Raw genomic sequence first — 17,163 nt, forward strand, 5'->3', positions numbered from 1 at the left:
GAATTTTCGCGTGGATGCCTGCGCAAAATTGATCCGAGCATGGTGCCGCGAGCTACAGAGAACTGCCCCGGTCATCGCTTTCATGTCATCGAAGAGGTCGTTGGTACGGTCGATATTGCCGCGAATGTGAAGGCATAAGGCAGAGATTCGCACGGCTGAAACGGATGGCGATAAGTTTCAACGCTTATTTTTGGTGAATACTGCAAGTAATTTGCGGATGGCACGCCGACGTTAACTGTCTTTAAATAAATGGTGGGAACCGCATAACCGAGTATATCTCAAAGGTTAACGAAATATTGCGTTTTTGACAGCGGTGGCGCTCCTTGTCCCAAATTCATTCTGGGGGTTCCTTTATGTCCATCGAAGATCTGCGCGTATCCGCCGCAACCGAAGAGACGGCAGCTGACCATTTCGATTCCGAGATCGCCGACGCAATCGCGCTGCCGGATGCCGACCGTCGCCTGGATGCCGGTGCGATCCAGGTCGCCCAGGCTGCCCCGACAGGCGATCGGCTGCCAGCCGGGATCGAGACATCACAGCTGACCGAGAGCGCACCTGCCATCACCGAAATCACCCCGGATGCGGCGAATGTCGTGCGTCTGGCGGCCACCACGTCGATCGACGACATTCGCATCGAGGGTGCCAATCTCGTTCTCGTCCAGGCGGACGGCACCGAGATCGTCATCGTCAATGGCGCGGCGCGGGTGCCGACCATCCTGCTCGGCGATGTCGAGCTGCCGCAGCAGACCTTCATCGCGGCCCTGGAAGGCAATGGCATCAATGTCGCCGCGGGTCCCGATGGTTCCTACTCGGCGAGCTCTGCGCCCGGCAGCTCCGGCGGCGATTTCGACGATACGATCAGTGCGAGCCAGAATGATCCGATCGCACTGGCTGATCTTCTCGGCGACACGTCCTTCGACGATGAGACCGTCTTTGGCGAACAGGATACTGGCAAGGACGTACCGGTTGCCTTTTCGTCCGCTTTCGGCGCAGTGCTCGCCGAACAGGCGGATGCGGATGGGGTGTTCGAGCAGTCGAGCTTTTCCGGCCGCCTCAATTTCATCAGCGGTTCGCAAGACGGCCGCGTCGTCTCGGTCACGCTGAACTCGGCGCTGACATCCGGCGGCGTCGCTGTACTGACCGAAATGACCGTTGGCGCAGGCGCGAATGGTCCCACTGTGACACTGACCGGTACCACGGCCGATGGCCAGGTTGTGTTCGTTCTGGAAGTTACCAACACGCTGACGGGTGAATTTACCTTCACGCTCCTGAAGGCGCTCGACCATCCCGCCGCCGTTACCACAGGTGCGGGCGATCTGCTCGGATTGCAGTTTGGCTACACCGTCATCGACAGCGATGGCGACCCGTCCTCCTCGACCTTCAGCCTGCAGATCGCCGATGACGGCCCGGCAACCACCGATGCCTCCCAGTCGGCGGTGCAGGACGAGGCTCTGGTCGGCGGCAATGTCGATAGCGAAAATGCGACGGCGACGCTCGCCAATGTCTCGCTGAACATCGATTGGGGCGCAGACAGCGCCAATGCCGGCGGCACCAATGACCGCTCTCTCGTCTTCACCAATGCCAATGTCACCGTCACGGGCGCCTATGGCGTAGCCCTGACGTCCGAAGGCCTTGCCGTGAGCACGATCGTACTCGCGGATGGCACGCTGGTCGGTTATACCGGTGCTGCACCAAGCTCTGCCAATGCCGAAAACGTCGTCTTTCATGCGACGTTGTCCGACGCCGGCAATGGTTCCTACTCGTTCACGCTGGTCAAGCCGCTCGATCATGCTGCAGGTGACGGCGCGACCGGGCAAGCTGCGCTCAGCCTGACCTTTGGCTATACCGCGACCGATTCCGACGGCGACAGCGCTTCCAACCAGTTCATCATCAATGTGGCCGACGACACGCTGGCCTTCATGCCTTCGCAGGGCGCGACGGTTTCGGAAGACGACCTTCCGAACGGCAATGTCGATGGCGGCGATCCGGAAGAGGAAGGCAATCCGGGAACCGAAGTGCCGGTCCTGTTGCGCGCTCCTGCCGTATCGGCGGCAAACGCGACGACCGGCGGCAGCCTGGGTATCCTCTGGGGCGTCGACGATGGAAATGCACAGGGCAATGCCGGCCTGAGCGCCAACGGAGCGAACGATCGTGGTGTTGGTTTCACGCTCGCGGATGTCGATGCGCTTTATGCCCAGGAACTGACCTCGGACGGGATCAGCCTTTTCTATGTTGTCTCCGAAAACGGCACGGTTCTGACGGCCCACAAGGGCAGCGAAACCGGTGAACCCGTCTTCACCGTCAATCTTTCCGACGATAGCGACAACGGCTCCTACACATTCGAGCTGCAGGGCAATCTCGACCATGTGCCGAGCCAGGGTGACACGGCGCTCGACATCGAATTCGCCTTCACGGCGCGCGATTCCGATGGCGATGTCGGCCACGCGTCCTTCACCGTGACCGTTGCCGATGATCGCCCGGTGATTGGTGAGGCGGAAGAAGGCAACCTCGACGAGGAGAATGTTCCCGGGCTCAACGGTAATGCCGGAGACACCTATGCGGAAGGCGAAGGCTCCGAAGGCCCTGCTGCCCGCAACTCTGCTATTGGCAGTGTCAGCGGTTCGCTCGGCGTTTCCTGGGGCGCGGACGACAACAATACGGGCGATGCCCAGCGCTCGCTGTCCTTCAACGGCTATGATGCCGACGTTGTCGACGGCGTCAGCACCTACCGGCCGGTGAGTATCGATTCCGAAGTGCCGCTTACCGCCGGAGGACAGAACGTCTTCTATTATGCGACCGAGATCGAAGGTGTTCCGACACTCGTCGGCTTTACCGGCTCCGATCCGCAGGTGGAAGCAAACTGGGTCTTCACCGTCACGCTCGACGATACGACCGATACGGGCACCTATACGTTCACGCTGTTGAAGGCGATCGACCATCGCATCGAGAATCAAGAAGGCGATGATAGCGTTCGTTTCGACTTCGACTTCATTGCCACAGACTCCGATGGCGACAGTGAAGAGGGCAGTTTCAAGGTCAATGTCAATGACGACGCGCCGGTTCGCGGCGAGGAGGAGGTTGGCACCGCCAGCGATGACGGGCTGGATGCCGGACCGGCATCGGCCGCGATCGCCGAAGGCGGTCTCAGCATCAGCTGGGGTTCGGATTCCTACGACGACGAAACCATCACCGAGGGCACCGGCAATCGCTCTGTCGGCTTTGCGGGAAGCGCGATCACAGTTGAAGGCGCCTATGTTGAAGGCGGATTGACCTCGCTTGGTAGGAACGTCTCGACCGCGATCGTCGACGGCGTGCTGATCGGTTATGTCGGGCAACGGCCGACCGTCGATAACACGGTCTTCAAGGTGACGCTGTCCGACGACGGCAATGGTTCCTACCGGTTCGAGTTGGTTAAGCCGCTCGATCACGCCGCGGGCGAAGGTACGGGCTCGCTGTCCCTGACGTTCAACTATACGGCAACGGATTCGGACGGCGATGCAATCGACGGCCAGTTTACCGTCAATGTTGCCGATGACGTTGCGACCATCGGCACGCCTTATGCCGGCGGCGTGGTGGAAGAGGAACAGCGCGAGGTTGCCGGTATCGGCAACGAGGATCGCGATGGCCGCGGTGACCGCGACACAAACCGGGACGAGGATCGCACGAGCCATATCGCCGGCGGCACGCTGGCTATCGATTGGGGTGCAGACAGCGCCAACGACCGCAACGGCCAACCGGGCGACCGCTCGGTGCAGTTCACCACGGAGGGGGTCGCAGCCCTTGAAGCGCAGGCGCTGACCTCGGATGGTGCCGAGATCCGTTACACGACCATCACCGTCAACGGCCAGCCGACGCTGGTCGGCTATACCGGAGACATCGAGCCGACCTCGCTGCCGCGCAATGCGGGTGCTGCCGTAAACGCCAACATCGTGTTCACTGTTGCGCTGTCCGATCGCGGCAATGGCACCTACGGCTTCACGCTGTTCGATACGATCGACCATCCGGGTTCCGTATCGGGCGAAGACAGCCTGACCCTCAGCTTCCAGTTTACGGCGACCGACAGCGACGGCGACGTGACCCCGGCGGCGAATTTCTCGGTCAGCATCATCGATGACACCCCGATCGCGATCGGTACGATCCTCGATCGCTTCGTCGAGGAAGAGGAGCTGTTCGGCGGCAACGAGGACAATCGGCCGGGCGGCATCGCCCCCGATGCGGATGGCGACTATCCTTTCCTTGGCCAGCAGAACCCGACAACGGACAAGACCGGTGGCCCGCTCAACATCGCCTGGGGCGGTGACGACGGCAATGTCAGGGCGAACGGCGGCTTCACCGGTACGCAGGTCGCCGGCGACCGGTCGGTCGTGTTTGCAGCGCAGGCTGGAACGAGCGCCGCGGTCGTCGATGCGAGCGCTTTCGTTGCCGTCAAGAGCGGCAACAACCTGCTCGCCCTGTCGGAACTGACGTCTGCCGGCAAGGCGCTGGTATTCACGCTTTCCGCCAATGGCACGATCCTGACGGCGCATGCGGGCGGTGCTGACGGGGACGTGGTCTTCACCGTCAAACTCTCGGATACCGGAGCCGGCTCCTACAGCTTCGATCTGGATGGCGTTCTCGACCATCCGGTCAAGGCCTCGGGTGCGGCCAATGAGGATGTTCTGTCCTTCACCTTCAAGTTCACGGCGCGTGACGGCGACGGCGATATTGCCGTCAACGACTTCACCGTCGGGATCATCGACGACAGCCCGATCGCCCAGAAGGGCGAGACCTCGACGGCCGAGGATGAGGCGGTCCGTGGCGGCAACCAGGAGACCGAAAGCCCGGTCAACCTCTCGGCAATTGCCACAGGCAAGCTGAACATCAAGTGGGGTGCCGATGCCGCCGATGACGAGACAATTGTCTCTGGTCCGGGCAACCGGTCGGTCGCTTTCACCAATGCAAGTGTCCAAGTGACGGATGCTGCCGGATCGGCTTTGACGTCGCTCGGCAAAGTCGTCAATACCGCGCTCATCAATGGCGTGCTGGTCGGCTATACCGGCGACAGTGCTCCGGGATCGATCTCGGCCCCGAATGTCGTCTTCCACGTTTCCCTGTCTGATGACGGCAAGGGCTCCTATTCCTTCACGCTGGTGAAGCCGCTCGATCATGCGGCAGGCCATGGCGAGGATACGCTTGCGCTGAAGTTCGGCTATACCGCCACCGACAGCGATGGCGACACGGCCAGCAATTTCTTTACCGTCAAGATTGCCGATGACGTCGCCGAAATCGGCACGCCGTTTGCGGGCGGTGTCGTCGAGGAGGAAGATCTTCCCGGTGGCAATGAAGACACAACCGGCAATGGCGATGAGGACCGTTCTGGCTTCTTTGGTCTTTGGTTCGACGACAACACAATCGAGAAGACCGGCGGCACGCTCGCCATTTCCTGGGGTGCCGACAATCTGGACAACGACGCACCCGGTGCCGTTATCGACAGATCGGTGCAGTTCACCACAGATGGCATTGCTGCGCTTGAAGCGCAGGGCCTGACATCCGATGGCGATGTCATCAATTACAAGGTGATCACCGTCAATGGCCAGCCGACGCTGCTCGGCTATACCGGCGCCGCGCCGATGGCGCTTCCCGAGAACGCTGCAGCGGCTGCCGCTGCGGGTATCGTCTTTACGGTAACGCTTTCGGACAATGATAACGGTTCCTATAAGTTCACGCTTTTCGAGACGCTTGACCACAAGCCGGTCGGCGCCGGCAGCACACCGGTGCAGGGCGAAGACGCCCTGACGCTGAATTTCCAGTTCACCGCCACCGACAGCGATGGCGACGTGACCGATCCGGCGATCTTTACCGTCAAGGTGATCGACGATATGCCGATCGCCGGTGGTGTCCGCGATCGCTATGTCGAGGAAGAGGCGCTTGCCGGTGGCAACGAAGACATCCAGCCGGTCGGCGTCGAGCTGATCGGCGCGATTGCCAACGGTATCGATTTCATCACCGACAAGGTGGGAGCTTCGCTGAACATCGGCTGGGGTACCGACAGCGGCAACAAAAACGTCAACGGCGGATACACCGGCACCCAGGTGGCCGGCGACCGCTCGATCGTCTTTACCGCCGGAACAGGGGCGGTGCGGGTTCTTGAGACGGCCGATGTCACCAATATGCTGAGCGTCCGTGGCGATGCCGGTCCCGTTTCTCTGGCAAACCTCACGTCTGGTGGCGAGGCACTTGTCTACACCTTGTCGGCCAATGGTACCGTGCTGACGGCTAAGACCGCCTCCGGCCTCAGCGTCTTCACTGTGACGCTGTCGGATGCGCAATCCGGCCGTTACGATTTCGAACTGCAGGGCGTGCTCGACCATCCGGTCAAGGCATCTGGTGCCGACCGCGAAGACGTGCTGTCGCTGACGTTCAAGTTCACGGCCCGCGACGGCGACGGTGACAAGGTCGACAGCAATTTCACCGTCAAGGTCATCGACGACAGCCCGATCGCGCAGACCGGCGATGCCTCAAAGGTCGAGGATGAGGCCGTCAATCACGGCAACAACGAGGATGACGGGCTTTCGGCGAAGGTCGAGAACGTCTCGTTGAACATCAAGTGGGGCGCGGATGCCGCCAATGATGGCAACGGCCAGCCGGGCGACCGCTCGGTCGTGTTCTCCAATGCTTCGGTTGCTGTTTCCGGCCAGGATGGTGCTGTCCTGACCTCGCTCGGTAAGCAGGTTCATACGGTGTTGATCGGCGACAACATGCTGGTCGGCTATACCGGCAACATTGCTCCGACGAACTTCGATCCCGCTCAGCCCGCCTCCAACATCGTGTTCTTTGCTAAGGTTTCGGATGCGAGCCATGGTGCGTACTCCTTCACCCTGGTGAAGCCGCTCGACCATGACAACACGCCCGCCAACACGGAAAACACGCTGTCGCTGCGCTTCAGCTACACCGCGACGGATTCCGACGGCGACAGGGCATCGAGCACGTTCACCGTCAATGTCGTCGACGACAAGCCGGAAATCGGCGATGCGCCGGCCTTGCGAACTGTGTTTGAGGATGGCGCAAAGAGCCTTTCCGACGTGGCTCTCTCGGTGAGCTGGGGCAGCGATGACGCCAATGCAGGCGGCAGCAATGATCGCAGCCTGCATTTCTCCAAGGCACTCGCCGGCCAGAATGTCAGCATTTCCAGCCAGGCCGGCTCGCTGCAGGGTATGACTTCCAATGGGTTCGCCGTGCAGTTCGCCTTCATCGGCGCCTATCTGGTCGGATATCTCGGCGACACCGTACCTTCGAGCGCCAATGACGCCACGAAGGTCGTCTTCAACGTATCGCTCTCGGATCTCGACAAGGGCAGCTACAGCTTCAACCTGTTGCAGCCGCTCGACCATCTGTCCCCGGTCGATGGCGTCGCCTATCTGGACCTCGTCTTCACCTATGCGGCGACGGATTCCGATGGCGACACCAGTGCCGAGCAGACATTCGTCGTGCGTGTCGATGCGGCCGGTGAGATCGGTTCGATCGATTATTCGGCATTAACGAGCGGCGTTTTCGTCAATCTCGATGACGAGACGCAGACGACGCAGGGACAGACGGTTCTCGGCGACCGCGCGACCGATCGCGCCGGAGCCAATGTCGTCGGTATCGACGGCATGACCGGCATCAACGATGCCAAGGGCGGCTCGGGCGACGACGTTCTGATCGGTGGCGACGAGGCGAACAGGCTCACCGGCAATGCCGGCAACGACTATCTTGATGGCGGCCTCGGCGCCGATATTCTCGATGGCGGTGAAGGCAACGATACTTTCATTCTCGGCGCGGACGTGATCGGCTCGGGCACCCGCGCCGTAACCCTCGGCGACGGAAGCGTCGTCAATGTCAGTATCGCGGGTCTGGCCGGCACCGCCGACATTGTGATCGGCGGCAACGGTTCCGATACGATCCAGCTTCAGCGAGATGGCCAGGCCGGTTTCGTCGCAGATTACGCGACGGCTCCCGGTTACATGTCGGGTGTCGAAAAGATCATCGGCACGGATGGCGACGACGTCATCCTTCTTGCCGCCAACCCGACGGCGAACGGCACGATCGAGATCCATGGCGGTGCCGGCAAGGATGTGATCGCCGGCTCCAACAACGGCGACAAACTCTATGGTGAAAACGGTAACGACCTGATTTCCGGCCTTGGCGGCGATGATTTCATCAGCGGCGGCAATGGTGACGACACCGTTTATGGCGGTGAGGGCAATGACCGCATCAATGGCGACTGGGGCAAGGACACGCTCTACGGCGATGCCGGCAACGACACGATCTATGGCGGCGGCTACGATGATCTCATTGACGGCGGCGCTGGTGATGACATCCTGCACGGCGATCAAGGCAATGACACGCTGGTCGGTGGGGCCGGCAAGAACCAGCTTTTCGGCGGCGAGGGTATCGACACCGTCGATTACTCCGGCAGCGGCGAAGCGGTCTATGTTCAGCTTGGTTCCGGCTGGGCATCGACCAGAGCCAATGAGGCGCTCTACGACTATGATGGGCTGCGCGCACGCGTCCTCGCCAACACGGTCGACAACGACAAGCTCAACAGTATCGAAAACATCACCGGCTCGCAGTTTGACGATATCCTGAACGGCAGCGCCGGCGACAACGATATCAAGGGTGGCGGTGGCCGCGACTGGATCGAGGGCGGCGCCGGCAACGACACGCTCTTTGGCGAGGACGGCAACGACACGCTGCGTGGCGGTACAGGAGACGACGTTCTCGATGGCGGCGCCGGCAACGATACGCTGGTCGGCGGCACGGGCAAGAACAAGCTCGACGGTGGCGACGGGATCGATACGGTCGATTACTCGGGCGATGCGGCTGGAATCTATGTCCAGCTCGGCTCCGGCTGGGCCACATCGCGCACGGTGTCCGACAACTTCGTATACGAGGATCTCAGGACGCTTGTCGAAAACGACCAGGTTGACAACGACAAGCTGAAGAACGTCGAAAATGTGACCGGCACCAGGTTTGCCGACATTATCAACGGCAATGGCGGCGACAATGTCATCAGAGCCGGCGACGGCGGCGACTGGATCCAGAGCGGCGCCGGCAACGACACCGTTTATGGCGAAGCCGGCGACGACATGCTGATCGGCGGCGCGGGCGACGACATGCTCGATGGTGGCGAAGGCAATGACACGCTGCGCGGTGGGCTCGGCAATGACTTGCTGAAGGGCGGCGCAAATTCCGCCGTAAGCTTCAGCTCGACGGCCGCTTCCAACGCCGCGGCTGCCATTCTGACGTCCGCCAAGGGCGGCGATACGGCGGACTATTCGGACGTTGCAACCGGCGTCGTTGCCAATATCGGCACCAACAACCCGATGTGGCCGACATCTATTGCTGCCGGTACGGCAACCGACGCTACAGGCGGCTCCGCCGTCGGCACCGACACGCTGACCGGCATCGAAAACCTGACGGGTGGTTCGGGCAGTGACATTCTCGTCGGCAATGACGAGAGCAACATCCTCATCGGCGGCGCCGGTTCCGACACGCTGATCGGCGGCGGCGGCAACGACCTGCTCGTCGGTGGCGACGACAATGTCGCCGACGGTCTTTATGCCGGCGCAGGCGATGACGTGCTGATCCTCGGAAACGGTGGCGGCACCGCGAAGGGCGAAGGCGGCAACGACCTGATCTTCGGCGGAAACGGCAATGACTGGCTTTATGGCGAGGATGACGGCAACCAGAACCCGGCAGATGCCGGCGACGACATCATCTTCGGCGGTGGCGGCAACGACTATATTCAGGGCAATGCCGGCAACGACACGCTGGATGGCGAAGATGGCGACGACACCATCTTCGGCGGTACCGGCAACGACATCCTGCGTGGGGGTGCGGGTAATGACTATCTCGACGGCGGCGAAGGTGTTGATCGCCTGGCAGGCGGAAGCGGCACCAACACGCTGATCGGTGGCGCCGACAGCGACCAGTTCTTTGCCACCGGTGGCAATGATACTATCTGGGGTAACCTGGTCGGTGAAAAGGGAGCCACCGCCGGCGAAAACGACATGGTTGTCTATTACGGCGCCGGCTCGAATTTCGTTATCACCCGCCTAGGCGATGGCGGCTGGCAGGTGCTGGATACCCGTAGCAGCGATATCGACAAGCTCTACGGCATCGAGACGATCAACTTCGATGGCGGGGAGATCGAGATCGACCTGCGCCTTGCGGTTCAGCTGTTCGACGGCCAGGCTCTGCTCGGCACGTTCGAAACGATCACCGCCGCGAATGCGGCGGCTGTTGCCGGCAACCGTATCGAACTGGTCGGCGATGTGAGCGGCCAGACGGCGGAAATTACCAAGAACAACCTGACGATCGTTGCCGATACTGAGAACGGCAGCAACCAAGATATCGTCCTGACGCTCAACGGAGTTTCGAAACTCACGCTGGAAGGCAGTGCCTCGATCGAGGTTATCGGCGATGCCGGCGGCAACGAGATCACCGGCAATGATGGCGGCAACACGCTGGACGGTGGTGCCGGTGGCGACATCCTGCGCGGCGGTGCGGGTGACGACCATCTCGACGGCGGTGACGGCGTTGATCGCCTGGCTGGCGGCCGCGGCACCAACACGATGATCGGCGGTGCCGGCAGCGACCAGTTCTTCGCCACGGGCGGCAATGACACGGTCTGGGGCGACACTGTCGGCGACAAGGGTGTCACGCCCGGTGAAAACGACACGGTTGTCTACTACGGCGCCCGCTCGAATTTCGTCATCACCCGCATGGGGGACGAGGGCTGGCAGGTTGTGGATACCCGCACCGGCGATACGGACAAGCTCTATGGCGTCGAGACGATCAATTTCGATGGTGGGGAGATCGAGATCGACCTGCGCCTTGCGGTTCAGCTGTTCGACGACGAAACCCTGCTCGGCACGTTCACGACGATCGCTGCTGCGAATGAGGCAGCCTCTGTCGGCAACCGTATCGAACTGGTCGGCAATGTAAGCGGCCAGACGGCGGAAATCACCAAGGACAACCTGACGGTCGTCGGCGGTGCCGCAAATACCGGTATCGTTCTGACGCTCATCGGCTCTGCCAATGACATCACGCTTGAAGGTGAGGCGATGATCGACGTTGTCGGCAATGGTTTCAGCAACAGCATTCAGGGCAATGATGCGGCCAACGTCCTGACCTCTGGTGGTGGCAGCGATACGCTGCACGGCGGCAAGGGCGATGATACCTTTATTGTCAGCGCCGATATTGCCGACGCTTCCGGCGAGGGAAGCCGTAATTTCAAGATCGGCGACGGCACGACGACGCAGGTTTCGGTCGGACATCGCTCCGGTGAAGGCGACAGCCTCGATGGCGGCGAAGGTATCGACACGGTGAAATTCGAGGCTGCCTCAGGCGCTTCGGGCTTCATCTTCGATCGCTACAATGCCGGCGGCGTGCTGACGAGTGTCGAGCGGTTCATCGGAACTGACGGCGGCGACATGATCCTGCTGCCGGAAGGCTATGGCAGCAGCGAAACGGCGCGCATTTATATCGACGGCGGCGCCGGCGACGATGTGCTGCAGGGCTCGAATGCACAGGGAGACGAAATCCTGGGCGGTGAAGGCAACGACCTGATTTCCGGTCTTGGCGGCGACGACATTCTGGATGGCGGCGCCGGTGACGACGAAATCTGGGGCGGCGAGGGTGCCGATATCATCCGCGGCGGTCTCGGTGCCGATACGCTCCACGGCGGTGCCGGAGACGACCGGATCGGTGGCAAGGAAGGCAATGACGTCATCTACGGCGGCACGGGCAATGACCGGATCTGGGGCGACGAGGGAGACGACACGATCATCTGGAAGGCCGGCGATGGCCATGATGTCGTCAACGGCAGCAACGTAAACGTCGGCCGGACCGGAACCGACACGTTCATCGCCAACGGCAACGCCGAAGACGAGGCGTTCCGTGTCGAGACCAAGGCTGCCTATCTGGCCCGTACAGGCGGCAGCCTGTTCGACAGCGGCAGCGAGATCGTGGTTTCGCGCGGAATGGACGTTGCCAGCGAGCTTCGTAATATCGACGAGATTGAAATTCATGGCGGTGCCGGCAGCGACACGTTCGTCATGAGCGGTGACTTTTCGAGCACCGATCTCGACGCCAGCACGATCCATATCGATGGCGGCGCCGGGAACGACATCATCGATGCTTCCGGAATCACCAGCAACCACCGCGTCGTCGCCGAGGGCGGCGAAGGCGATGACACACTGCGCGGCGGCGCCGGGAACGACATTCTCGATGGCGGGGCCGGTATCGATACCGTCGATTACGGCCGTGACACCCAGGGCGTGTATGTCCAGCTGGCCGCTGGCTGGGCAACAACGCGGGCGATTGGTCAGCAATATTCAACAAGATACGCTGAGCTTGAGGCCGATGTACTTGCCGGTACGATTAAGAACGATCGGCTTGTCGGTATCGAAAACGTGACGGGGACGGATTTCAACGACCTCATCAACGGCAATGGCGCAGATAACGTCATCCTTGGTGGTGATGGTGCTGACTACATTATCGGCGGCGCCGGCAATGACACACTGCACGGCGAAAATGGCAATGACGTGCTCGTCGGTGGGACTGGTAATGACACCCTGATCGGTGGCGAAGGCAACGACACGCTGAACGGCGGTGCAGGCAACGACATCCTCGATGGCGGCGATGGCATCGACACGGCGGACTTCTCCGGTGACGCAGAGGCCGTCTACGTCCATCTCGATCAGGGATGGTCGATGAAACAGACTGACAGAACGGGATGGGCTAACATCGTTGCGGGCATCGAGAATGGCTCGATTGCCCACGACAAGCTGCGCGATATCGAGAACATTACCGGATCTGGCCTCGACGACAGCATTACCGGTGACCGTAATGCCAACGTTATCGATGGTGGTGCCGGAAACGACTATCTGGTCGGTCTCGGCGGTGACGATACGATCGTCGGCGGTCTCGGTAATGATCGGCTGTTCGGCGGTGAGGGCAATGACACGTTACGTGGTGGTACCGGCAACGATACGCTGAATGGCGGCGCGGGTAACGACATTCTCGATGGCGGCGATGGCATCGACACGGCGGACTTCTCCGGCGACGCCGAGGCTGTTTATGTCCATCTCGACCAAGGATGGTCCATGAGCCAGGCCGATAGAACGGGATGGGCTAATATCGTCGCGGGCATCGAAAATGGCTCTATTGACCATGACAAGCTGCTCGATATCGAAAACATCACCGGGTCGGCCCTCGACGACAGCATTACCGGTGATCGCAATGCCAACGTCATCGATGGCGGTGCCGGAAACGACTATCTGGTCGGCCTCGGTGGTGACGATACGATTGTCGGCGGTCTCGGTGATGATCGGCTGTTCGGTGGAGTGGGTAACGATAAGCTGGTTGGTGGTGAGGGTAACGACGCGTTGGATGGCGGCGCTGGTTTCGATACCGCCGTTTATGACAACGCTCATGCCAACTACACGGTTGCCGATGTCCGCCTGAACGGCTTTGTCAGCAGTTTCGTTTCCGTCACCGAGACCGTCGTTAACGGCGTGAACGAAGGTACGGACACGCTGAGCAATGTCGAGGCGATCAGGTTCGGCAACATGACGCTCGACCTGACCGACAATGTGCAGCTGTTCGACAGCAGCGACCGCCTGATCGGCACGTTCGACAAGATCCAGGACGCGATCAATGCCTCCGGCTCTGTCGCCGGTGCGGTGAAGGTCGTGGTTGCGGCGGGAACCTATAACGAGAACCTCGTCATCGACCGTGACAATCTCACGTTAGTTTCGCGAGATGGAGCGGGTGCGACGTTCATCAACGGTGTGCAGTCGGGCTCGGAACGGGGAGCTATTGAGCTCAAGACCGGCGCCGACCGCATTACGATCGGCGGGGTGGACAACGGCTTCACCATTCGTGGGCTGGATGGCTCGGCGACAGGTGAGAAGGCAGCGATCTATATAGATGGCCGGCACGAGAACGTCTCGATCATCGGCAACGTGGTCAAGGCCGATGGCGGCTCAGCATTGATGACGAATGGAATCGCACCGATTTCCGGCCTGGTGATCGGCAACAACATCTTCGGCGGCAAGACCTTCTCGGATGCAGCGCCGTTGACTGGCGACAACGCGCCTCGCGGCCTGGTGGTGATCGGCAATGGCAATGTGGATGCCCACACGATCAGCGGCGTAAATTTCCACCACAATACGGTGGGGGGCACTGCGGGTTCTGCCGGTGAAGGCAGCGCGCTCGTTACCATCGACGCGCGGGATTCCAACATCGGCCAGAACGTCTTCTCCGGCGTCACGACCGCTGAAAATGCAGCGCTTGTGGCGCGTGGACCCAGGATCAATATTGCCGAGAATATCGTGCACAACGCTGCCAATGGCAGCGAGTCGATCGGCTTCTTCGTCGACAACAAGGGAAGCACTCCGAATTACAATGCCAACAAGGTTATCGGCGGCGTGTCCGGAGAGATCCTGTTCGGCACCCCGGGCGCCGACAGGATCGAAGGTGGCGCCGGGAACGATCACTTCACCTGGAGTGCCGGTGACGGTCGCGACACGATCGATGGCGGTGATGGCAACCTCGATACGTTGAACCTGTCGGGCCTCTGGAGCGATTACACAGTCTCGCAGGCCCATAACGGTGACTTCACCATCACACGCAACGATGGCGAAATGGCAGTGGTGAGGAATGTGGAAGAGTTCTTCTTCCAAGGCGAGAACAACGGCCTCGGCAGCGTCGTCTCGGCGGAGGATCTGATCGATATCGGTCCTGCACCCGGCCCTGTTGCTTCCCGCATGGCGGTCTTTGCGGAGGACGACACCACCGACGCGCCGTGGGCGATCAACCATATCCTGCCGGCTGGTTCCGCCGATGACGCCATCGAATTCGATTTCGACAAGCCATTCGGCAGCCAGCCGGATCATGTGGTGATCGGCGGCGAGGGCAGTGACATTCTGGTGGGAGGCGCAGGCTTCACCCAGTTCACCGGTGGCGCGGGCGCGGACACTTTCGTGCTCGATCCGGCGGCATTGCAGACGCTCGACATGGCCGATGTGGTGACCGACTACAAGGCCGGCGAAGGCGATGTGCTCGACGTCTCGAAGCTGCTCGACAGCATGCTTGGTGACCAGGGCGGGGATGCCGCTGCGGCGGCAGCCGCAAGTATCAAGACCACGGTCTCCGGCAATGACACCATCGTCAGCGTGGCGGTGGACGACAGCTGGAAGGACGTCGCCGTTCTGCAGAACCACACCGAGGCCGTCAAAATCCTCTTCGACGACAAGCATACGGCGGATGTCGTTCATCACTGATGGGCGGCTGCGCAACGGAACTGACAAGAGGCGCTGCTGGCGCCTCTTGTTAAGTAGTTAATTCTAATGTTAGGCCGGCATCTCAGAGTAAATCCGAGATGCGCCTAAAGTGATACAGTAACGGATTGATGGCTGTGGTTGCAGAGACACACTGCGCATCAATCGCTTTGTATCCATGTCGAATATCCGCGCCGTCCGGAGATTTTTCCATGTGGAAAATCCGATTATCCGGACGTAATTCGCATATATCGATAGTTTAATTACATGTTTTTCGAGGGATTATGGAATTTACCAATTTTGGTGGAATCATCTAATCTTTGAGTGAAGTACTTCCATTTGTTTAAACGCCGATATAAGCGTTTTTCCATGGGGCTTTCGGGCAGGGGACGTCAGGTTGACTAAGCATAAAAGTATAATTGCATCCTTGAGTGCAGGTGCGGCCGTAATGGCTGCATTCGTTTCGCCGTCTTTCGCCATGTCTCTGGAAGAGGCTATCGGAAAGACTCTCAAGACCAATCCGCAAATCATGCAGGCGGTGGAAAATCGTGAAGCCGTCGAGTTCGAGCTTCGCCAGGCGCGGGGCCTCTACCTGCCGTCGGTGGATCTTGAGGCCGGTGCCGGACGCCGCCGTCTTTCCAACAGCAGCTCGGGAACGCTGTCCCGTGATCATGATTACTATTCGCCGACCGATACCAGCCTGACGATCACCCAGACGCTTTTCGATGGCGGAAATCGCCGTTCGCAGGTGGAGCAGCAGGCTTCGCGTGTCGATGGAGCCTCCTTCCGCGTGCTGGAACGCTCGGAATCGCTGGCGCTTCAGGCAACCCAGGACTATCTCGAATATATCCTGCAGACGAAGATCGTCGGTGTCGCCCAGCAGAACGTCTCCGTCCACAGTGCGCTGGTCGGCGATATCTCCGAAAGCATTCGCGGTGGCGCCCTGACCGACGCCGACAGGCTGCAGGGACGTGAACGCATGGAAGCCGCCAAGGCACGCCTGCGTGAAGCCCAGGAAGAGCTTGAGGCGACCAAGATCCGCTTCCTCAGAACGGTTGGAGAACCGATCGGTACGAGCGTCAAAATGCCCGCTTCGCTTGCCCGTCATATCCCGAAGACCGTCAACGATGCGATCATGATCGCCCAGGCCAACAATCCCGGCGTTCATGCGGCGAATGCAGACGTGGATGCCGCCGATGCCGGCGTGCGCGGCGCCCGCGCCAACTATCTGCCGAAAGTCGACCTGCAGGGCATTGCCCAGGTTGGCGACGACATCAACGGCGATGTCGGCAACACCAACGATGCGCAGGTGCGGGTCGTGGCGCGCTGGAACCTCTATCGCGGCGGTATCGACAAGGCGCGCGAGCAGGAGCAGATCCGCCGTGCCAGCGAGCAGCGATATGCGCTCGCCAATGCCCATCGCGAAGTCGAGGAATCGGTACGTTCAGCCTGGAACGAGCGCAGGAGCCGCAGCGAAATCTCGGCCATCCTGGGCAGCCAGTCGGCAACCAATGCCAGCCTCGTTACGTCCTACCGCGAACAGTTCAAGGTGAACCAGCGTTCGCTTCTCGACGTGCTCGATGCGCAGAACACCCGCTTCAACACCAGCATTCTGGCCGAGACCGCACGTTTTGCGTCTCTGTTTGCCGAGTACAAGATCCTTGCCGCTTCCGGCAGCCTTCTGAATGCGATGAACCTCAAGCCGGTGGCGCAGGTCGAGGCCTATGCCCGTCAGGAATTCGCGGTCAAGGGTGGCGCACCTGCTGATCCCGGCTACACCAAGATCGAGTCCCGTCAGAAGGCCGGCATGCCGATGGATCTTCTGGCTCCGGTCCGATAAGTTCGGGCGCCGGGA

At 60.7% G+C, this 17,163-nt stretch carries 2 protein-coding genes; both read left to right on the forward strand.

From position 1 onward, the window contains the following. Positions 1-353 precede the first annotated feature (353 nt). On the forward strand, positions 354-15,311 hold the full coding sequence (locus AC0JZ4_RS20165) for a T1SS-143 repeat domain-containing protein (protein WP_471888284.1): 14,958 nt from the start codon (positions 354-356) through the stop codon (positions 15,309-15,311). A 445-nt stretch (positions 15,312-15,756) separates the two neighbouring features. Next, positions 15,757-17,148: a TolC family outer membrane protein gene (locus AC0JZ4_RS20170; RefSeq protein ID WP_471888285.1), complete on the forward strand. Its 1,392-nt coding sequence runs from the start codon at positions 15,757-15,759 to the stop codon at positions 17,146-17,148. The last annotated feature ends 15 nt before the right edge of the window (positions 17,149-17,163 follow it).

It is taken from the genome of [Rhizobium] kunmingense (assembly GCF_977018605.1).

Coding starts and splice junctions, on each gene's coding strand:
- AC0JZ4_RS20170 (WP_471888285.1), top strand. CDS start 15,757: ATGGCTGCATTCGTTTCGCCGTCTTTCGCCATGTCTCTGGAAGAGGCT.
- AC0JZ4_RS20165 (WP_471888284.1), top strand. CDS start 354: ATGTCCATCGAAGATCTGCGCGTATCCGCCGCAACCGAAGAGACGGCA.